Origin of the sequence: uncultured Enterovirga sp., from assembly GCF_964242715.1 — a bacterium.
In the GTDB taxonomy this organism is placed as follows: domain Bacteria; phylum Pseudomonadota; class Alphaproteobacteria; order Rhizobiales; family Beijerinckiaceae; genus Enterovirga.
Map to the genome: position 1 here is coordinate 1 of NZ_CAXTAZ010000019.1, position 17335 is coordinate 17335.

22 protein-coding genes and 1 tRNA gene are annotated in these 17335 nt (G+C 69.3%); 11 read left to right on the forward strand and 12 right to left on the reverse strand.

What is annotated here, in order from left to right:
* Positions 1 to 342, reverse strand: a 342-nt coding sequence (locus tag ACFE87_RS11345) for a (2Fe-2S)-binding protein (protein ID WP_375459741.1), incomplete at its 3' end; no start/stop codon positions are given.
* Positions 343 to 541: 199 nt separating this feature from the next.
* Between ACFE87_RS11345 and ACFE87_RS11350 the strand changes: the two genes are divergently transcribed.
* Complete coding sequence (locus ACFE87_RS11350; RefSeq protein ID WP_375459742.1) at positions 542 to 1108, forward strand: histidine phosphatase family protein; 567 nt, start codon at positions 542 to 544, stop codon at positions 1106 to 1108.
* Positions 1109 to 1171: 63 nt separating this feature from the next.
* Positions 1172 to 1606 carry a PRC-barrel domain-containing protein gene (locus ACFE87_RS11355; protein WP_375459821.1) on the forward strand — a complete coding sequence of 145 codons (435 nt, stop codon included), beginning with the start codon at positions 1172 to 1174 and terminating at the stop codon, positions 1604 to 1606.
* Between the two features lie 17 nt (positions 1607 to 1623).
* On the opposite strand, the gene ACFE87_RS11360 is transcribed toward ACFE87_RS11355, so the two are convergent.
* The 3 genes from ACFE87_RS11360 to ACFE87_RS11370 all read right to left on the reverse strand — a co-directional run bounded on the left by ACFE87_RS11360 (position 1624) and on the right by ACFE87_RS11370 (position 3205).
* Positions 1624 to 1710 (reverse strand) — tRNA-Leu (locus tag ACFE87_RS11360).
* A 45-nt stretch (positions 1711 to 1755) separates the two neighbouring features.
* A complete protein-coding gene (locus ACFE87_RS11365; protein WP_375459743.1) occupies positions 1756 to 2937 on the reverse strand; it encodes an FAD-dependent monooxygenase in 1182 nt (393 codons plus the stop codon).
* A 22-nt stretch (positions 2938 to 2959) separates the two neighbouring features.
* Complete coding sequence (locus ACFE87_RS11370; RefSeq protein WP_375459744.1) at positions 2960 to 3205, reverse strand: zinc-finger domain-containing protein; 246 nt, start codon at positions 3203 to 3205, stop codon at positions 2960 to 2962.
* Positions 3206 to 3309: 104 nt separating this feature from the next.
* On the opposite strand from ACFE87_RS11370, the gene ACFE87_RS11375 reads away from it, so the two are divergent.
* The 5 genes from ACFE87_RS11375 to ACFE87_RS11395 all read left to right on the forward strand — a co-directional run bounded on the left by ACFE87_RS11375 (position 3310) and on the right by ACFE87_RS11395 (position 6310).
* Entirely contained in the window at positions 3310 to 4101 is a 792-nt protein-coding gene (locus ACFE87_RS11375; protein ID WP_375459745.1) for an alpha/beta fold hydrolase, read from the forward strand.
* 69 nt (positions 4102 to 4170) lie between these two features.
* Positions 4171 to 5004: a serine O-acetyltransferase gene (cysE, locus tag ACFE87_RS11380; protein WP_375459746.1), complete on the forward strand. Its 834-nt coding sequence runs from the start codon at positions 4171 to 4173 to the stop codon at positions 5002 to 5004.
* Positions 5005 to 5095: 91 nt separating this feature from the next.
* A complete protein-coding gene (locus ACFE87_RS11385; protein WP_375459747.1) occupies positions 5096 to 5308 on the forward strand; it encodes a DUF3126 family protein in 213 nt (70 codons plus the stop codon).
* 90 nt (positions 5309 to 5398) lie between these two features.
* Complete coding sequence (locus tag ACFE87_RS11390) at positions 5399 to 5728, forward strand: DUF6949 family protein (protein WP_375459748.1); 330 nt, start codon at positions 5399 to 5401, stop codon at positions 5726 to 5728.
* A gap of 51 nt (positions 5729 to 5779) precedes the next feature.
* Complete coding sequence (locus ACFE87_RS11395; protein WP_375459749.1) at positions 5780 to 6310, forward strand: gamma carbonic anhydrase family protein; 531 nt, start codon at positions 5780 to 5782, stop codon at positions 6308 to 6310.
* Between the two features lie 172 nt (positions 6311 to 6482).
* On the opposite strand, the gene ACFE87_RS11400 is transcribed toward ACFE87_RS11395, so the two are convergent.
* The 4 genes from ACFE87_RS11400 to ACFE87_RS11415 all read right to left on the reverse strand — a co-directional run bounded on the left by ACFE87_RS11400 (position 6483) and on the right by ACFE87_RS11415 (position 9662).
* Complete coding sequence (locus tag ACFE87_RS11400) at positions 6483 to 7157, reverse strand: transglutaminase-like cysteine peptidase (RefSeq protein ID WP_375459750.1); 675 nt, start codon at positions 7155 to 7157, stop codon at positions 6483 to 6485.
* Positions 7158 to 7353: 196 nt separating this feature from the next.
* Positions 7354 to 7986: a transglutaminase-like cysteine peptidase gene (locus ACFE87_RS11405; protein ID WP_375459751.1), complete on the reverse strand. Its 633-nt coding sequence runs from the start codon at positions 7984 to 7986 to the stop codon at positions 7354 to 7356.
* Between the two features lie 386 nt (positions 7987 to 8372).
* Positions 8373 to 8993, reverse strand: coding sequence for a PilZ domain-containing protein (locus ACFE87_RS11410; RefSeq protein WP_375459752.1), 621 nt, complete (start codon positions 8991 to 8993; stop codon positions 8373 to 8375).
* 87 nt (positions 8994 to 9080) lie between these two features.
* Positions 9081 to 9662: a PAS domain-containing protein gene (locus ACFE87_RS11415; protein WP_375459753.1), complete on the reverse strand. Its 582-nt coding sequence runs from the start codon at positions 9660 to 9662 to the stop codon at positions 9081 to 9083.
* Between the two features lie 211 nt (positions 9663 to 9873).
* Here ACFE87_RS11415 and ACFE87_RS11420 point away from each other — a divergent pair, with 211 nt between their 5' ends.
* Positions 9874 to 10704, forward strand: a complete 831-nt coding sequence (locus tag ACFE87_RS11420; RefSeq protein ID WP_375459754.1) for a rhomboid family intramembrane serine protease — start codon at positions 9874 to 9876, stop codon at positions 10702 to 10704.
* A gap of 70 nt (positions 10705 to 10774) precedes the next feature.
* Entirely contained in the window at positions 10775 to 11206 is a 432-nt protein-coding gene (locus tag ACFE87_RS11425; RefSeq protein ID WP_375459755.1) for a CBS domain-containing protein, read from the forward strand.
* Here ACFE87_RS11425 and ACFE87_RS11430 read toward each other — a convergent pair.
* Together ACFE87_RS11430 and hisI are read right to left on the reverse strand one after the other, a co-directional pair.
* Positions 11188 to 12198, reverse strand: a complete 1011-nt coding sequence (locus ACFE87_RS11430; RefSeq protein WP_375459756.1) for a patatin-like phospholipase family protein — start codon at positions 12196 to 12198, stop codon at positions 11188 to 11190. The two genes, ACFE87_RS11425 and ACFE87_RS11430, sit on opposite strands and share 19 nt — an antisense overlap.
* A 184-nt stretch (positions 12199 to 12382) precedes the next feature.
* Positions 12383 to 12787, reverse strand: coding sequence for a phosphoribosyl-AMP cyclohydrolase (hisI, locus tag ACFE87_RS11435; RefSeq protein ID WP_375459757.1), 405 nt, complete (start codon positions 12785 to 12787; stop codon positions 12383 to 12385).
* Positions 12788 to 12883: 96 nt separating this feature from the next.
* Between hisI and ACFE87_RS11440 the strand changes: the two genes are divergently transcribed.
* Together ACFE87_RS11440 and yidD are read left to right on the forward strand one after the other, a co-directional pair.
* On the forward strand, positions 12884 to 13348 hold the full coding sequence (locus ACFE87_RS11440) for an iron-sulfur cluster assembly scaffold protein (protein WP_375459822.1): 465 nt from the start codon (positions 12884 to 12886) through the stop codon (positions 13346 to 13348).
* Positions 13345 to 13665, forward strand: coding sequence for a membrane protein insertion efficiency factor YidD (gene yidD, locus ACFE87_RS11445; RefSeq protein WP_375459758.1), 321 nt, complete (start codon positions 13345 to 13347; stop codon positions 13663 to 13665). Before ACFE87_RS11440 ends, yidD begins: the two co-directional genes overlap by 4 nt.
* Here yidD and ACFE87_RS11450 read toward each other — a convergent pair.
* Both ACFE87_RS11450 and ACFE87_RS11455 read right to left on the reverse strand, forming a co-directional pair.
* Entirely contained in the window at positions 13652 to 14632 is a 981-nt protein-coding gene (locus ACFE87_RS11450; protein WP_375459759.1) for a hypothetical protein, read from the reverse strand. The genes yidD and ACFE87_RS11450 overlap by 14 nt on opposite strands.
* Complete coding sequence (locus tag ACFE87_RS11455; RefSeq protein ID WP_375459760.1) at positions 14598 to 17084, reverse strand: YfhO family protein; 2487 nt, start codon at positions 17082 to 17084, stop codon at positions 14598 to 14600. Before ACFE87_RS11455 ends, ACFE87_RS11450 begins: the two co-directional genes overlap by 35 nt.
* Positions 17085 to 17335: the final 251 nt, after the last annotated feature.

Sequence of the window (17335 nt, forward strand, 5' to 3'; positions counted from 1 at the left end):
CACCATGTCGACCGCGGTCATGATCATGCCGGGCGTGCAGAAGCCGCATTGCAGGCCGTGATGCTCGCGGAAGGCCGCCTGCATCGGGTGCAGCTCGGCGCCGTTGGCGAGCCCCTCGATCGTCAGCACCTCGGCGCCCTCGCACTGGACGGCAAGGATCGTGCAGGCCTTGATCGCCTCGCCGTCGAGATGGACCACGCAGGCGCCGCACTGGCTCGTGTCGCAGGCGACATGGGTGCCGGTGAGCCGGAGATTCTCCCGCAGGTATTGAACGAGCAGCGTGCGCGGGTCGATCTCGCCCGACACGGCCTTGCCGTTCACTGTCATCGACACGGACGCCATGTGCTCTCCTTGGCGGCCACCTTGAAGGGCGGCCTCGCGGTCCCGACCGCTTCGAACTGTTCTCAGGCGAATGTGGACGAGGGCTCGCCAGGGGGTCAAGCGCTTTGCGGCCCGGCGCGCTGTCCGGCCGCTCATCACGGAGCCGTGTCGGAACGGGTGCTCGTCGAAAACGTCGTAGGCTCAAGGAAAGCAGGCAGGCATGATCAAAACGGCGCTTCTCGCATTCGGACTGATCCTGTCCGCCGTCAGTGCTCGCGCGGCGGAGGGTGGCGAACTCTGGTCCGCGCTGCGGGACGGCGGGGTCGTCGCCATGGTGCGCCACGCCCGGGCGCCCGGGACCGGTGACCCGGCCGGCTTCCGGCTCGGCGATTGCGCTTCGCAACGCAACCTCGACGCCGCGGGCCGTAGCCAGGCGGTCGCGCTCGGTGCGCGCTTTCGCCAGGAGCGTGTGCCCGTCACGGAGGTGAGGTCGAGCCGCTGGTGCCGGGCCTTCGACACGGCGGCGCTGGCCTTTCCGGAGGTCGGGCTCACACCCGATTCGGCGCTCGATTCTTTCTTCGGTGAACGCGAGGCCGGGCCGGGCCAGACCGATTCCGTGCGGGCGCTCGTCGCGGGATGGCGCGACCGCAACACGGCCCTCCTTCTCGTGACGCACCAGGTCAACATCACGGCGCTGACCGGGGTCTATCCCGCCGAGGGCGAGGTGGTGGTCCTGCGCGGAACCGCGGCCGGCGTCGTCACGGTCCTGGGCCGGCTAAAACCCTAGGCGAACCCGCTGCCGCCTCGTTCGTTGACCGCCCGAACGAGGGACACAGAGATGCCGACCGACCTGCCGACAGCCCTGCCGAACGAACGCGCCATCCGGACACCCGGCACGATCGAACTCGATCCCACCAGCGGCGAGGTCGTCGCGACCGACGAGACCCGCCGCCTGATCTCCTCCAGCAAGGTCGAGGGCACCGCCGTCTACGACCGGGCCGGCGAGCAGATCGGGACGATCTCGAACTTCATGGTCGACAAGGTCTCGGGCCAGGTCGCTTACGCCGTCATGAGCTTCGGCGGCTTTTTGGGCCTCGGCGAGAACTACCACCCGCTGCCCTGGCGTTCGCTGACCTACGACGTCCGGCTCGGCGGCTACGTCGTCGACATCGACAAGACCAAGCTCGCCGACGCGCCCCATCACGGAGTGGGCCCCGACCCGTTCGTCGACGACGAATACGGCAAGAAGGTCGACGCCTATTATCGGACGGCACCGACCTCCTGAGGTGTACACGGCGGGGCTGGTGCGGACGGCGGGGGTCGAACCCGCACGGGGGTAACCCCGAGGGATTTTAAGTCCCTTGCGTCTACCAGTTTCGCCACGTCCGCATGCCTCGGCAGTATGGCCGTCACGGCCCGCGATCAAGGGCCGGGTCAGGCGGGCGGCACGCGCCAATCGTAGAGCCAGGCGTAGCGTTCCGTCATGCCGAACGGCCCGAGGCGGCGCATGACGAGGTCGCGCGCGAAGGCGACCGGGCCGCCGGCGTGGTAGGCGAAGCCGTTCCGCCGGGCCTGCGATTGTACCTTGCGGACCCGGCCGATCCGCTCGCGGCCGTAGCGGGCGAGCGCCGCTGGCACGTTCGCGGCATTCTGGCCGAGACGCGCGGCGAGATGAGCCGAATCCTCGATCGCGAGCGAGCCGCCCTGGGCGAGATAGGGCAGGACGGGATGGGCGGCGTCGCCGACGAGGGCCACCCGGCCGAGCGCGAGTTCGCGCACGGGGAGTTCGTAGAGCGACCACGCGGACCAGCGCGTCGCGGCACCGAGGAGGCGGTTCACGTCCCGGTGCCGGCCGGCGAAGAGTTCGAGCAGCCGCGCCGGCTCCTCGTCGCGCGACCAGCCCTCGATCGGTTCCGGCCGGCGCGCCAGCGCGACGACGTTGAGCAGCTTCCCGCCCGCGATCGGATAGTGGACGATATGCCGGGCCGGGCCGAGCCAGAGCCCGACCTCCTCGCGCAGGGAACCTTCCGGCAGCACCTCGATCGGCAAGGTCGTGCGGTAGGCGGCATAGCCGCCGTAGCGCGGCTGCCGGGCATCGCCGATCCCGGCCCGCATCTGCGACCAGAGCCCGTCCGCCCCGACCACGAGGTCGGCCTCGGCCGTCTCCTGCGCTCCGCTCTCCGAGGCGAGGGCCAATTGGACCGTCTCCGCGCCATTCTCGAGCGAGACGAGGCTCCGGCCGATGCGAAGGCGGATGTCGGGCCGGCTCCGGACGGCGTCGAGGAGGGCGGTATGCAGGTCCGCCCGCGCGATCAGGAGGAAGGGCGCGCCGAACCGCTCCCGCATGGCCGGGCCGAGCGCGACGCTGCCGATCTCGCGCCCGTTGCGCAGCGAGCGGACGAGGACGCGGCCGGGTTCGCAGGCGGCCCGGTTCAGCGCGGGACCGAGGCCGAGGTCGAGGAGGATGCGGGTCGCGTTCGGCGAGAGCTGGATCCCGGCCCCGGTCTCGCCGAAACCGGTGCGGCGCTCGTGGACCGTGATGGAATGGCCGGATCCCGCGAGGGCGAGCGCGGAGGTGAGGCCGCCGATCCCGGCCCCGGCGATCGCGATCCGCACCGGTTCGCGCCTCGCGGCGGCCTCAGGCCGCCCGGTCGTTCCAGAGACAGGCCTGCGGGTCGGCCTCGCCGGCGGAGAGCGTGCTCTTGAACTTGTAGAGCGTGCCGCAATAGGAGCAGATGGCCTCGTCCTCGCCGCCCGTGTCGATGAAGATATGCGGATGGTCGAAGGGCGGCTTTGCCCCGATGCACATGAACTCCCGCGATCCGACATGGATCACGCGAACACCCGGATCGTTGTGGAAATGCGGAACGCCCGAAACCGCCATGCGCCAAGCCTCGCCGGATGCCGAAATGGGGCCGTCCCGGCCCGGCCGGCTGTCTCGCACGCGGACAGCAGGGCGGCAATGCTCGGCTGGCCTGAGGGCCGCTCGTGAGCGCGCCGGAGGTGAAGCTCGCCCGGATCGGCGAGGCGGAGATCGCCTATGTCGACGTGCCGCCGGCCCAGCCTGCCGGCGGGGATCCCGCAACGATGCTCCTCATCCACGGCTTCGCCTCGACGCATGTCGTGAACTGGGTCGGGCCGTCCTGGACCGGAACCCTGACGCGAGCCGGCTACCGGGTCGTGGCGTTCGACAATCGCGGCCATGGCGGCTCGACCAAGTTCCACGATCCGGCCGCCTACGACACCCGGCTGATGGCGGCGGACGCAGTCGGGCTCCTCGACCATCTCGGCATCGATCAGGCCCATGTGATGGGCTATTCGATGGGCGCCCGTATCTCCGCCTACGTTGCTCTCGATCACCCCGGTCGCGTGCGCGCCCTGCTCCTCGGCGGGCTCGGCTTTCACCTTGTCGAAGGCGTAGGGCTGCCGCTCGGGATCGCGGATGCCATGGAGGCGCGCTCGGCCGACCAGATTTCCGACCCGACGCAGCGCATGTTCAGGCTCTTCGCCGAGCAGAATCGGAGCGATCTCGTCGCTCTCGCCGCATGCATCCGGGGCAGCCGTCAGGTGCTGTCTCCCGAGGAGGTCGCTCGCATCACGGCACCAACTCTCGTGTCCGTCGGTACCCGTGACGAGATCGCGGGACCCGCTGCCGCCCTCGCGGCTCTGTTCCCGAATGCCCGAGCCCTGGACATTCCCGGTCGGGATCACAACCTCGCGGTAGGAGATCGGGTGCACAAGGAGGGCGTGGTCGCGTTCCTGGCCGGACTTACCCCCTGATCCCCGTCACGACGGGGTGATGTCGGGATGCGACGATCCCGTGCTAGTCAGACGCCGGAGAGGTGCCGCATGTCCCAGACCCTGACGCGCCGCGACAGCGACTCGCTCGCCGGGATCATCGATCCGGTATGGAGTCGGCTGCGCGAGGACGCCGAGGCCGTGATCCGCGCCGAGCCCGCGCTCGCGACCTTCATCGTGACCACGATCCTGAACCACGACAGCCTGGAGGCGGCCGTGATCCACCGGGTCGCGAGCCGTCTCGGCCACCCGGCACTGTCCTCTGAACTGATCGCGCAGATCTATTCCGAACTGAACCTGCGCGACGGCAGCTTCGGCGAGGCCTTCAGGGCCGATATCCTGGCGGTCGCGGACCGCGACCCGGCCTGCTCTCGCCTGATCGAGCCCGTGCTCTACTTCAAGGGCTTCCATGCCATCCAGACGCACCGGCTGGCGCATGCGCTCTGGACGGAGGGGCGCCGCGACGTCTCGCTCTACCTCCAGAGTCGGGCCTCCGAGGTGTTCCAGACCGACATCCACCCGGCCGCCCGGCTCGGCCGCGGCCTCTTTCTCGACCACGCGACCGGCCTCGTCGTCGGCTCGACCGCCGTCATCGAGGACGACGTCTCGATGCTCCAGGGCGTCACGCTGGGCGGCACCGGCAAGGAATTGGGCGACCGGCATCCGAAGATCCGCCGCGGCGTCCTGATCGGAGCCGGGGCGAAAATCCTCGGCAATATCGAGGTCGGGCAATGCGCCCGGGTCGCGGCGGGCTCGGTGGTGCTGCAGGCGGTGCCCCGCAACACCACGGTCGCCGGGGTGCCGGCACGAGTGGTCGGGACGGCGGGCTGTGCCGAGCCGGCCCGGTCGATGGACCAGATCCTGTCCGAGAAGCAGGACGGCTGAGGCTTGCCGCCGCCGGCAGGGCGTGGCAATCGCTCGGCTTCAGAGGCTTCGCGCAGAGCGGCTTGCAGCTGGCCTGCTCGTGGGAGGTGACGTGGACAAGACCGAAATCGCGAAGCTGGAACGCTACCTGCGCGAGAAATTCGCCAACAAATCCATCAAGATCGCGGCCCGGCCGAAGAAGTCGGATTCGGCCGACGTCTATCTCGGCGACGAGCAGATCGGCACCGTTTCGCTCGACGACGAGGACGGCGATCGCTCCTTCGTCCTGACCATGCCGATCCTCGACGTGGACCTCGAAGGCTGAGCCCTTCGGCCGGGTGTTAACCCTCCCGGCAATCCTTGCTTAACGTTCGGTAAATGCGGGGCGACAAGGGCCTTCCCGGAGGTCGCGCCCATGTCCATTTCGCCCGCGAGCATCGAGCTCCTGAAGGCGCTCTGTCTCGGTTTCGCTTTTGCCGGACTCCTCGCCAGCGCCTACGAGCTCCTGGCGGAACGGCCGATCAGCTTCGGCCTGCTGCAATCGGGCGACGCCAGGGCCCTGGCCAGCATCCCGATCCTCGTCTTCTCGGCGCCGGCCATCATCATCCGCAACACGATCCGGGGGCGGCGGATCGACCGCCGGCCGGTCGCGGGCGTCGTGCTCGCGACGGTGATCGCCGGGTTCTGGAGCCTCCTCTGCGGCCGGCTCGTGCTGGACGCCGCCCTCCTGCTCCTGCCGGCTTGACAGGGAGGCTGCCCGGCATTTCGGTGCCGGGCGCCGCGAACAGGATGAGCGATGCCGGTCTACAGCCTCGACGGAATAGGCCCCGAATGCCCCCCGGATGACGCTTTCTGGGTCGCACCCGACGCGCAGGTGATCGGCAAGGTGCGGATCGGCCGCGACGTCGGGATCTGGTTCGGCGCGGTGCTCCGCGGCGACAACGAGATGATCGAGCTCGGCGACGGCACCAATATCCAGGAGGGCGCGATGCTCCACACCGACATGGGCTTTCCGATGCGGCTCGGCCTCGGCTGCACCATCGGCCATCACGCCATCCTGCACGGCTGCACGCTCGGCGACCACGTCCTGATCGGGATGGGCGCGACCGTCCTGAACGGCGCCCGGATCGGGGCCGGCAGCCTCGTCGGCGCGAACGCGCTCGTGACCGAGGGCAAGGTCTTCCCGGACCGCTCCCTGATCGTCGGCTCGCCGGCCAAGGTAGTCCGCGAGCTCGACGACGACGCGGTCGAGGGGCTTCGGCTGACCGCCGAAGGCTACGTCCGGAATTGGAAGCGGTTCCGGGCTGGCCTGAAGCGGCTGGACTGAGCGAGATCGGGGGCGGAGCTAGGCCCGCGCTCGACCTTCCTGCGTGCTTCGAGGCTCGCCTTCGGCTCCCCCGTCAGCATGAGGATGGGCGTGGATTCCACCACCTTCCTCATCCTGACGTCCCCCGCGAAGCGGGGCCTCGAAGGACGCAGGACAGTTTGGCCAGCCTGACCTATCGGTTCGCCGTCGTGATCGGCGAGGACCGGTCGCCGAGCGACACCCAGTCGCGGCCGTCCTGGCCTTCGCGCTTGACGAAGACATAGCCGGTCTCGTGCCAGGGCAGGACGGCGTTGCGCTTGTTGTCGAGGATCAGCTCGCCCTCGCTCGTGCGGACCATCAGCACCGCGTGACCCTCGCCCTGGTCGTCGATCACGACCGTCATGCGGAGCGCGCGTCGGGGCAGGCCGTATTGCTCGACCAGGGTCTTGCGCTTGAGAAGCTGGATGTCCTCGCAATCGCCGGCGCCGTCGCTCGGGATGTCCCAGCGATCGACGACACGCCAATGATCCATGTCCGTCACCGGGCGGATCGCGTCGTTGACCTGGCGGTTGACGGTGGTCAGCATCTTCCACAGGCGCGGCGTGAGGGTGATCGTGGCCGGCTCGGACGGGTCGACGTCGCATTCGCCGGCATAGGTCTGGCAGAACTTGGTCCAGGCCCGCACCGGATTGGCGATGCCGGTGCCCTCGATCCGGCCGATCGAGCCGGATTTGGGCAGGGCGGCGAGGGTTTGGCTGGCGGCCTGCATGCCGCTCGTCGCGACCGCCGTCGTGGCGAGGAACAGGGCCGCGACCGCATTGGCCGCAATGCGCGACCATCCTCGCGTGACGACACCGTTTGTCCGCATGCCGCACCGGCCGGTTAGGGTTTCCTTAACCGTGATCTCACGCGGCCGGCCGGCGCTCAAGGCGCAAATTTAAGCGTCGTTAACGTTGCCGCTTGGGTGTGGTTCCAAAGTCGCGGAGCCGGTGCGGGTAGCACCGGCTCTGCCCGCCTGACCGGCCGAGGGATGGGACGGGGGACCGGCCGGTCCAGCGAACTTGTCAGCGGTTGGCGGTCACCGTCGGAGAGGTGGCGCCGCCGAGCGACACCCAGCCGATCCGGTCGTGGCTCTCCCGCTTCACGAAGACGTAGCCGGTCTCGAACCAGGGCTGGGCGGCGTTCGTCTTGTTGTCGAGGACGATGTCGCCCCGGCTCGTCCGGATCATCAGGACGGCGTGGCCCTCGCCCTTCTCGTCGATCACGACCGTCATCCGCATCGCCCGGCGCGGCAGGCCCTGTTCGGCCAGGAGCTTGCGCTTGAGAAGCTGGAAGTCCTCGCAATCGCCGGCCCCGTCGGTCGGGATATTCCAGCGGTCCGCGACGCCCCAATGGTCCTCGTCGGTGACGGCCCGGATGCTTCCGTTGACGCTGCGGTTGACCGCCGTGATCGTGGCCCAGATCCGCGGCGTCAGCGTGACCACGGTTGGCTCGCTCGTATCCACCGCGCATTCGCCGGGCGTCCGGCGGCAGAACTCCGCCCAGCCCGCCAGCGGCCGGGCCTCGCCGCCGACCGGCGCCGCCACGACGACGGACGGCAACGACGCGAAACTCTGGCTATTGGCCGGGGCCAGTCCTGCAAAGATACCGATCGCCAGCCAGCCGGACCAGATGATCGTCTTCGTCGTCTTGAACATGTTCTTCCCCCTGTCCCGGGGCAGAACATGATCTGCGGCCATCCTTTTGAGCTGAAGCGATTACCGACAATTTGAGCGAACCGGCTTCGCGCAATTTCTTGATGCGAGGTAAGCTGAACTGCTATCTTGCGAAACACGGAGGATTTTACAGGTTCGGAAAAGGCGTCGGAAATTCGCGCATCGAGGGTGCGGACATGCGTGCGCATCCCGCCGCTCGGAGCGTTGCCGGAATCGAGAGCCCGGAACCTACGGCCGGTAGGCTAGTGGACAGCTCCGTGGAGCAGGGGCGTGCGTGTTGCCGACGGGCCCGCAGTTCTTGCCGCGCGCACCCTGCCCGGAACGACGGTCGCGCGAGGCGGCAGAGACCCGGCCGCCTCGACCCGCGGTCAGAGGATGATGTTTTCGTCCAGCCGGTCGGGGGAGAGCGCGAGCCGGAACTCGACCGCGATGCCGCCCTGGAAGTGACGCACGACTTTCGCGTTCGTGCTGCCGACCGTCACGGCCGCACCCAAGGGTGGCCGCGTCACCTCGAGCGAGATGGCGGAACCCGACAGCGAGACGTCGATGATGCGGGCCTCGAGCTCCCGGCCCGATTCAAGCTTGATGATCGTCATCGGGGACCGGGGCACGATGCGCTCGTGTCGGCGATCCTCGGGCAGGCCGAGCGCCTGGCGGTTGGCGAGCCAGGTGAGCTGAGAGGCGATCTTGTCGCGCTTGCGGATCGCGGCCGAGATCGAGAAGGCGAAACCCTGCGGAATGTGGCGCGTGATCTCGCCTTCCACCCGGCCGATATGTTCGAGATAGGCGACCACGCGCTCGCCGATCTTGCCCCGGACAGGCGCGATCATCAGCGCCCCGCCGGGTGACACGTCGATCGTCTGGCACGGATATTCCTGACGGTCGGCCAGCATGTAGCGGCCGAGCAGGGCGACCTGCACGCGTTGGTGGCGGCGCCGTTCGAGCCGGCGCGCTGCGAGTCGAGGGGCTCTCGCCTGCTGTGCGGTCATTCCGGGTGGCTCGATCCTATCGCGAGACGGATAGGCATAGAGCGAGACGGTTAACGCACGATGCAACCGACCCGTGAAGACTGCGAGTTAGATGCGTCCCCCGTCGTGAACCACGAAGAGCGACCGGCGACCGGCCGACGGACGCGGAAAGACGGCCTCGTCCGGTTCAGGGTCGAGATTCGGCTGGACGATGCGGAGCGAGCGCGTCTCGATCGAGCGGATCGGCACCAGGCCCGCCCAGGCCGGGATGGAGGCCGGCGACAGCGCGCCGAGCATGCGGGCCTGCGTGCGCCCGCGGTGGCGGAGCGGCAACAGCAGCATTTCGAGCGGAAGCTCCGACTCGTTTTCGTTCGTGGCGAGGAGCCCGATCACGACCCCGACCGTGTCGCCGATCACGAGCCGGATCACATGGTCGGCTTCCGGGCGGCCCTCGGGAGACCAGAGTTCGCGGAAGCTCTCGCCCTTCAGGTCGCGCCCGAACAGCGCCCGCAGGCGCGTGCCGGCGAGGCGGAACGAGGGTCCCGATCCCTCCTCCTGCGCCAGCATGAAGGTGTCGGCGAGGACGTGGCGCATACCGCCGGGCTGGATGTCGCCGCGGTCCGGCGCCGCCCGGTCGCCCCGGAGCGCGTCCCAATAGGCGAAGAGCATGCGCGAGGTCGTATGTTTCATTTCGGTACTCGGCCGCCCGGCGCGTCTGCGTTTCGCCGTCGTTTCGGATCATGCGAGCCCCGTCTCGGGACGGGGAATCGCGACTCGGTCGGTGAGGTGCAGGCTACACGCCGGGCGCCCGGGGCGATCCCCGCACGGGCTTATCAAGGTTAATCCCCAGGCCCTCCGGCCCGACTTGTCGGATCGGCGGCGGCTGCCCAAGGTGACCCGGATGAGACCGATCGACGGAGCCGCGCCGCGCGAACGCGCGATCAACATGCCGACCGGGCTCCTCGTGGCGATCGGCCTCCTCTTCGCGATCCAAGGCATCCGCTCCTGGCTCGACGACGTCACCGACCTCAACCTCCTGGTCGACCTCTCCTTCATCCCGGCGTCGTGGTCGGCCGCGTTCGGCTGGGCGACCCCGGAGGAGGTGGTGGGCGCCGTCGGGCGCGACGCGGCCGACCCGCAATCCGCCTTTCGCGTGGCGTGGGCCCAGTTCGTGACCGCGGAGGGACGGGCTTATCCCTGGACGTGGCTGAGCTATGCCGTCCTGCACGGCTCCTGGACGCATGTCGCGCTGAACGGCGTCTGGCTCGCGGCCTTCGGCACGCCGGTCGTGCGACGGGTTGGCGGCCTCCGCTCGCTCGTGCTGGCGGCCGCGACCGCGATCGGCGGAGCAACGGCGCAATGGATCGCCGATCCCCTGAGCGCGCAGCCGATGATCGGGGCGTCAGCGTCCGTGTCGGGCTTCATGGCGGCGGCCGCGACCTTCATCTTCGCCCGGCGGCCGGAGTCAGGGATGGCCGCCTTCCAGCATCTTCTGCCCCGGCGCGCCGGCCCGGACTGGAGCTTTCTCCGCCACCGAAGCGTCCTCACCTTCCTGGCGGTGTGGTTCGCCGGAAACCTGCTCTTCGGCCTGATCGCCGTGCCGCTCGGGATTGCGGAGGGCGCCGGCATCGCCTGGCAGGCTCATATCGGGGGGCTCGTCGTCGGGCTCCTCCTGTTCCCGTTCATCGATCCCGGGCCGGCCGCCGAGCCGCCCCGGGGGTTCGGCGCTTGAACGGCGCGGCCGCATTCGCGACAATGTTGCCGACACCGCCGGGCGACGAGCGGCGGCAGGGAGAATATCGATGAGCGTCGAGCACATTCTGGCGGAAAAGGGTCGCGACACGGTCACGATCACGCCCGACAAGACGCTGGCCGACGTCGTGGACATGCTGAGCCGGCATCGGATCGGCGCCGTCGTGGTGGTGGATGGCGACCGGACGGTTCGGGGCATTCTGTCGGAACGCGACGTGGTGAAAGCCCTGGCCGAGAGCGGCGCGGAGGCGCTGGCCGAACCCGTCTCGCGCCGGATGAGCACGGAGGTTGCGACCTGTTCCGCGACGGACGCGGTTCCGGCCCTGATGGCGGTGATGACGGAGGGCAAGTTCCGCCATATCCCGGTCGTCGAGGGCGGGCGTCTCGGCGGGATGGTGTCGATCGGGGATCTCGTGAAGCACCGGCTGGCCGAGATGGAGGCCGAGCACAAGGCGCTCCGGGACTACATCGCGACCGCCTGAGCATCGGGATTTCGGGCCGCGGAGGCAGCACCCAGAACCTCCCGGATGTCGGGCAGGACGCGGCGGGCCGCCTCGGCCCCCCGCTCGATGCATTCGGCCGCGCGATGGAATTCGAAGAGCCCGATCTGCTGCAGCTTCGGCGCGACCATCACGTCGGGCGGATCGCCCGCGAGGCGCGATCGCGAGATGCGGTCCTGGGTGATGTTGAAGGCGTCGATCATCACGGCGGCGATCCCGGGTGCCCCGCTCCGCCGCTTCGTGGCGCCGCCGAAGAAGCGCCGGGTGCCCTGCTCCTCGCTCACGGCTTCGACGACCTCGTCGGGCGCCGGCGTCTGGATCACGGTGCCGCGGAGCCGGATTTCGGCGTTCAGGTTCACGCAGACGACGAGGTCGGCGCCGAGCGCCCGGGCGACCGTGACGGGCACCGGATTGACGAGCGCGCCGTCCATCAGCCAGCGCCCGCCGACCCGCACGGGATCGAAGATGCCCGGGAGGGCGTAGGAGGCCGCGAGCGCCTCGACCAATGCTCCGCGCGTGAGCCAGATCTCGTGGCCCGTGGTCAGTTCGGTCGCGACGCTCGCGAAGCGGATCCCGAGATCCTCGATCCGCTGGTCACCGAGATCCATGTCGAGGAGTTTTCGTAGCCGGTCGCCGCCGATCAGGCCCGACCCGGCGATGTGGAAGTCGAGAAGGCCCATGATCCTGCGCTTGGTCAGCGTGCGGGCGAAGGCCTCGAGCGCGGCGAGCTTTCCGGCCGCGTAGCATCCGCCGACCACGGCCCCGATGGAGGAGCCGGCGATCACGTCCGGCCGAAGCCCTGCCTCTTCCAGCACGTGCAGGACGCCGATATGCGCCCAGCCGCGTGCCGCCCCTCCGCCGAGGACAAGCCCGAGCCGGAGGCGGCGCGAATCCGCATGGGTCGCCTTCGGCGGCGCCACGCGCGGATCCGTGGCGTGTCCGAAGGCAAGGCGAGCGAAGCCGTCGAGGAGCATCCCGGGTCCTCCGTCCCGTCCAACGCAGCCACCATGCCTTCCAGACCGTGAAGGCGGCGTGAATGGTGCGTTGATCGAGCTGTCGGTTCCGTTAGGCGCCGTATGGATGCCCGAAATGCCGATGGGAAGCTTGGCCGCCCTGAGGATCATCCTGCGTTGAACTCGGAACGTAGCTGTTCAGGCTTCAAGCGTCGGCGAAGGTGAGTCGGGCCGGCTTGTCGTCGGTGCCTGGTTCCACGACGCGGTAGAAGCAGCTCCGGCGACCGGTGTGGCAGCAGCCCCCGTCGCCCCCGACCGTGACCTTGATCCAGACCGAATCCTGGTCGCAATCGATCCGCATCTCGCGGACGCGCTGGACCTGGCCGCTCGTCGCGCCCTTGTGCCAGAGGGCGCCGCGCGAGCGCGACCAGTACCAGGCCTCGCCGGTCTCGATCGTCCGGGCCAGGGAATCGCGGTTCATGTGGGCAACCATCAGGAGTTCGCCGGTCCCGGCCTCGGTCGCCACGCAGGTGACGAGCCCGTCCGGACCGAAACGGGGCCGCAAATCCGTCCCCTCTTCCAGCTCCGCCTTCGACACGATCCCGTCCATGAAGCATCCCCTGCGGCACCCTCGCGCTGACTCGCGCGGAGGCGCCGAGCTTCCTATATCGGGTGGGAAGACGCTGATCCGCAAATGGCCGCCTCCATGCTGGACGACATCTACAACCGACGCATCCTGGAACTCGCAGCCGACATCCCGCGGCTCGGGCGGTTGCGGCAGCCGGACGCCACCGCCACGGCGCATTCGCGCCTCTGCGGATCGACCGTCACAGTGGATGTCGCGACTGACGGCGAGCGGGTTACGGATTTCGCGCATGAGGTGAAGGCCTGTGCCCTCGGCCAGGCCTCGTCGTCGATCATGGCCCGGAATGTCGTCGGTGCGACCGCGGAGGAACTCCGGCAGGTTCGGGACGAGATGCGCCGCATGCTGAAGGAGAGCGGCGCGCCGCCCGACGGGCGCTGGGCAGACCTCGCCGTGCTGGAACCCGTCCGCGACTACAAGGCCCGCCACGCCTCGACGCTCCTGACCTTCGACGCCGTGGTCGAGGCGCTCGACAAGGCCGCCCGCGAGCGGACCGACGCAGTGGAGCCCGAGGCCGCCTCGGCGTGAGCTTTGCGCCCGGCAGGCAGGCCGCCCGGCTCCTGATCCGGGGCTACCAGCTGACGCTGTCGGGCCTCGTCGGCCGAACCTGCCGCCATCTACCGAGCTGTTCGGACTATGCCTCCGAGGCGATCGGGCGTCACGGCCTCTGGCCTGGCGCCTGGATGGCCACAGCGAGATTCTGCCGCTGCGGACCCGGCGGTACGGAAGGGCTCGATTTCGTCTGCGAAGAGCTGCCCGGGGAGGCGGCCTGGTACCGGCCCTGGCGCTACGGCCGGTGGCGCGGCACGAACGAGCGGCCGCCGCGCCATCTCAGCCGGGCGTGACCAGGACCTCGACGTCGCGGTCGAGGCCGCTCTCAACCTTGAACTCGCGCGTATAGACCTTGCCGTCGTGGCGGGCGATGAGCGTGTATTCGCCCTCGGCCAGCGTCACGCGCGGAAAAGCCCCGATCGCCTCCCGAATGACGTCGCCGCCGGGTGTCAGGATGCTGAAGGCCGTCCCGGCAAAGGCCTCGCCGGCCTCTTGGGCGACGAGTTTCAGGGTCACGGTCGCGGCTCTGTGGTTGAGGGTCGCGTCCGTGATGCGGCCACTATCGACCTTGAGGTCGGCCCGCATGATCGCGTTCGACTCCCCGTAGGTCGAGACCACGTGGTAGCTGCCCTCCGGCAGCCGGACGAGGTCGCCCGCCTTCACATTCGAGGCGATGAGCCGGCCTTCGCTGTCGTTCGGCAGGGGCTGGAAGATGGACAGGCTGATCCGCTCGGGCGGGATCGGCACCTCGCCGATCGCACCCGAGATGCGGAGGCCGCCGCCTCCGATCACGAGCCGCTCCTGGACCGGTCCGCCCGAGATCGTGATCCGCTTCGTCGCGCTCGCGAGCCCGTAGGCGGCGTGGACCAGGTAGATGCCGGCCGGCAGCGTGGCCGTCGGGGTCGGGACGGTGTGTTTCGAGACGAGTTGCGGCGTCGCCCCGGCGCCCTTGTCCTCGTAGATGCGCCAGATCAGCCCGGACCGGATCGGACGCGAATCGCCGCTCGTGAAGGTGGCGCTGAGCGACAGCGTCTCGGGCCCCGTCGACCTCTCGCCCGGAATGGTCGGGGCCGGCACGGTGGGAAGGGCGGGCAGGATCGGCGCGCTGCCTGGCGGAGGGCCCGATCCGCGAAAGGCGGGCGGCGGCATCGGCTGGGCCAAGGCCACCGAATGCAACGCGAAAAGCGCGGCCGCCGAGATGGCCACGGCCACGGCTTTCACGGCCTCAAGGCTCGGTCCGTTCCGACGCGTCGGCGCCATGTCCGCCCACGATGCCGGTCGCCGCAGCCAGGAGGTTGCGGGCCGAGAGCGGGCGGAACCGCAGCTCGACGACGTGGCGGCCAGGCCCGACCTCGACACCTCTGAAGAGGAGGTTGGTCCGAAGGATTCGGGCCGGCTTGCCGTCAACGGTCGCTTCCCAGCCAGGATAATAGATGTCGTGCAGGACCACGACGGCGTTCCGGTCGCTATCGACCTCGAGTGAGACCGCATTGCGGCGATAGTCCCGGATGGTGACGCTGCCGCCCACGGGAGCGACGTCCGGCGAATCGTCTCGGAGGCCGTAATCCGCCTGCAATCCGTCGACCTGCTCCTGTTCCACCAGCGCCGTGGTGGTGCGGTCGAATTCCGGCAGTTCCTCCTGCGTGAGGACGGTCTCGGAATCCACCGCGACGAGCCGGGTGGCGAGATAGGCCCGCGGCGCGCCCGGACTCAGGCGATAGACCCACATCGAGCCCGCGCCGTAGAGGAGCGTCGCGGCGGTGATGCGCGGAAAGTGCTTCGGCAGCTTCTCGACCGGCCTGTCCAGAACCAGGTATTCGAGGCCGAGAAGACCAGCAAGCCGGCAGCGATAGCCCCGGAAGGTGCCCGGGAACATGCGCAGGTTGGGATCGACCGCATTCTCGCCCGGGCCGATGGCGCGTTCGTAATCCGCGAGCCGGAGCGGGTTGTAGCCGATCGTATCCTCGATCTGGAGGACCATGGAGGCGTTCTGCCAGCCGCCGGTCAGCCCCAAGATCTCGACCCTCGGACGCTCGCCCGCGGCGTGGCGCTTGGCGAGTTCGGTCCGGAGCACCTGCAGGCCCTGCGCCTGGTCGGGCGGAAGCGTCCGGAAGGCAACGTAGCGGTCGATCGGCTCGGCATTGAGCGCGGAAGCTGCGTTTCGCCAGATCAGCTCGCCGCCAGTGGCGGCCACGATGCAGGCGGCGGCGATCGCCCGGCGGCGCGCGGTGCCGTCGGTCCGGACGAGGAGCCAGGCGAAGGCGCCGGCTGCCAGCATCGCGACGGCGATCTCGCCGGCGGCCGTGGCCAGATGCTGGCCCCTGACGGCGAAGAGGAGGGCGCTCACGATCGCGCCGACGACGAGCGCGACGGTGAGCACGACGAGGATTGCGGCCCGGAGCGAGCGCCGTGAGGCGGAGAAGCGCGGCGCGCCATCCTGGACGAAGCGGTGGATGAGGTAGCCGCCCGAGAAGGCGAGGACGATGTTGATCAGGAAGGTCGCGTCGGCCGGGCGCCGATAGAGGGCGACACCCGGCAGGCTGTCGAAGATGAAGGAAAAGGCGGGCGTGTAGCGGCCGAGCGCGTAGACGAGCGTGACGAGGCCGAGCCAGAAGAAGAAGCGGAACTCGCGCGCGAGGAGGCGCCCGCCGGCCAGCCCGTGCCACAGGATCAGCACGGCCGGGATGGTGCCGACGAACAGGTAGTTCGTGGCCCGGTCGGTCCAGGTCCCCTCCGACAGCGAATGCCAGTCCGGACCCCAGTAATCGTAGGTCCACCGGAGCGAGCCGAACACGTTCGCGAACAGGATGGTGGCGAGGCTCTCCGGCGGCAGCGAGCCCATCGCGGCGACGCCGAAACCGAAGGAAGGCCGCGTCGAGGTGGTCAGGAACTGGGCCGTGAGCAGGACCGGCAGAGCGAGCAGGGCCGCGCCGATCAGCGCCATGAGCGCGAGAGGTCCGAGCCGCTCGCGCAGGTAGGAAACCCAGCGGCCGGACTGCGACGCGTGATAGCCGAGGAGCGCGACGAGCGACAATCCGGACAGGAAGGCGACCTGGTCGCGGCCGACGACCATTAGGCTCGCGACCACGGCGAAGATCGCGCCGAGGCCGTAGGAGCGTCGCCGGAGCGATTGCTCGAGAAGGTAGAAGGCCAGCGGGTAGAGACCGTAGCCGAAGATGATGCCGGTATGCTGGAGCCGGGCCGAGGCGGAGCCGCCGAGGACGAAGATCATCGCGGCGACGACGCCGCCTTCGGGACGCCAGCCGCGGCTCCGGAAGATCAGCAGCATGGCGAGCGCGCCCGGGAGGAGGTGGGCGAAGATCGCGAGGTCGAACAGCGTCATCGACGGCTTCGGTACGAGCCAGCCGAAAAGCAGCATCGTCGGTGTGAAGAGGAGGGATTGCGGGTCGGCCACGGACGGGTGGCCGCTGAAATGATATGGGTTCCAGAGCGGCCATTCCCCGCTGGCCAGCGATTCCGAGAGGAAGCGCAGCATGGGATAGAAATGGTTCTTGGAATCCCACGGCACGACGCTGCCGGTCAGTGGCCAGACGAGCGCGGCGGCGAGCCAGAACCCCATCACGGCAAGCGAGGCGACCCAGGCTTCCCTGGCCGCCCAGGCGCCATGAGCCGCAGCCCGGTCCGGTCGGGACGAGGCGAGGTCGGCCGGGATGGTTCCCCCGCCGTAAGCTCCGGCAAACTCTACGCGCATGACCTGTCAGACCTCGCCCGGCTGCGCTGTCGTCCTCGACACCCGCAGGCCGGATGCATTACAGGCCACGCCACTTGGCATCACCGACACGGCCTGGCACGCCCCCGAAACGTCAAACCCGCTCGCCCTCGCTCGACCGCCACCGAGGCGCGCCCTTACCATGTTCAGGCTCCGAGGCCGTCCAAAACAGGCCAACGATGACGGGAGGTCACGAGAAGGATCGCGCTGGCATGCGATGGCCTGCCGGGCGT

Bases quoted from the DNA above. Each gene is read 5' to 3' on its own strand.
- ACFE87_RS11350 (WP_375459742.1), top strand. From the start codon at position 542: ATGATCAAAACGGCGCTTCTCGCATTCGGACTGATCCTGTCCGCCGTC.
- ACFE87_RS11370 (WP_375459744.1), bottom strand. From the start codon at position 3,205: ATGGCGGTTTCGGGCGTTCCGCATTTCCACAACGATCCGGGTGTTCGC.
- cysE (WP_375459746.1), top strand. From the start codon at position 4,171: ATGTCCCAGACCCTGACGCGCCGCGACAGCGACTCGCTCGCCGGGATC.
- ACFE87_RS11390 (WP_375459748.1), top strand. From the start codon at position 5,399: ATGTCCATTTCGCCCGCGAGCATCGAGCTCCTGAAGGCGCTCTGTCTC.
- ACFE87_RS11395 (WP_375459749.1), top strand. From the start codon at position 5,780: ATGCCGGTCTACAGCCTCGACGGAATAGGCCCCGAATGCCCCCCGGAT.
- ACFE87_RS11400 (WP_375459750.1), bottom strand. From the start codon at position 7,157: ATGCGGACAAACGGTGTCGTCACGCGAGGATGGTCGCGCATTGCGGCC.
- ACFE87_RS11405 (WP_375459751.1), bottom strand. From the start codon at position 7,986: ATGTTCAAGACGACGAAGACGATCATCTGGTCCGGCTGGCTGGCGATC.
- ACFE87_RS11410 (WP_375459752.1), bottom strand. From the start codon at position 8,993: ATGACCGCACAGCAGGCGAGAGCCCCTCGACTCGCAGCGCGCCGGCTC.
- ACFE87_RS11415 (WP_375459753.1), bottom strand. From the start codon at position 9,662: ATGAAACATACGACCTCGCGCATGCTCTTCGCCTATTGGGACGCGCTC.
- ACFE87_RS11420 (WP_375459754.1), top strand. From the start codon at position 9,874: ATGAGACCGATCGACGGAGCCGCGCCGCGCGAACGCGCGATCAACATG.
- ACFE87_RS11425 (WP_375459755.1), top strand. From the start codon at position 10,775: ATGAGCGTCGAGCACATTCTGGCGGAAAAGGGTCGCGACACGGTCACG.
- ACFE87_RS11430 (WP_375459756.1), bottom strand. From the start codon at position 12,198: ATGCTCCTCGACGGCTTCGCTCGCCTTGCCTTCGGACACGCCACGGAT.
- hisI (WP_375459757.1), bottom strand. From the start codon at position 12,787: ATGGACGGGATCGTGTCGAAGGCGGAGCTGGAAGAGGGGACGGATTTG.
- ACFE87_RS11440 (WP_375459822.1), top strand. From the start codon at position 12,884: ATGCTGGACGACATCTACAACCGACGCATCCTGGAACTCGCAGCCGAC.
- ACFE87_RS11450 (WP_375459759.1), bottom strand. From the start codon at position 14,632: ATGGCGCCGACGCGTCGGAACGGACCGAGCCTTGAGGCCGTGAAAGCC.
- ACFE87_RS11455 (WP_375459760.1), bottom strand. From the start codon at position 17,084: ATGCGCGTAGAGTTTGCCGGAGCTTACGGCGGGGGAACCATCCCGGCC.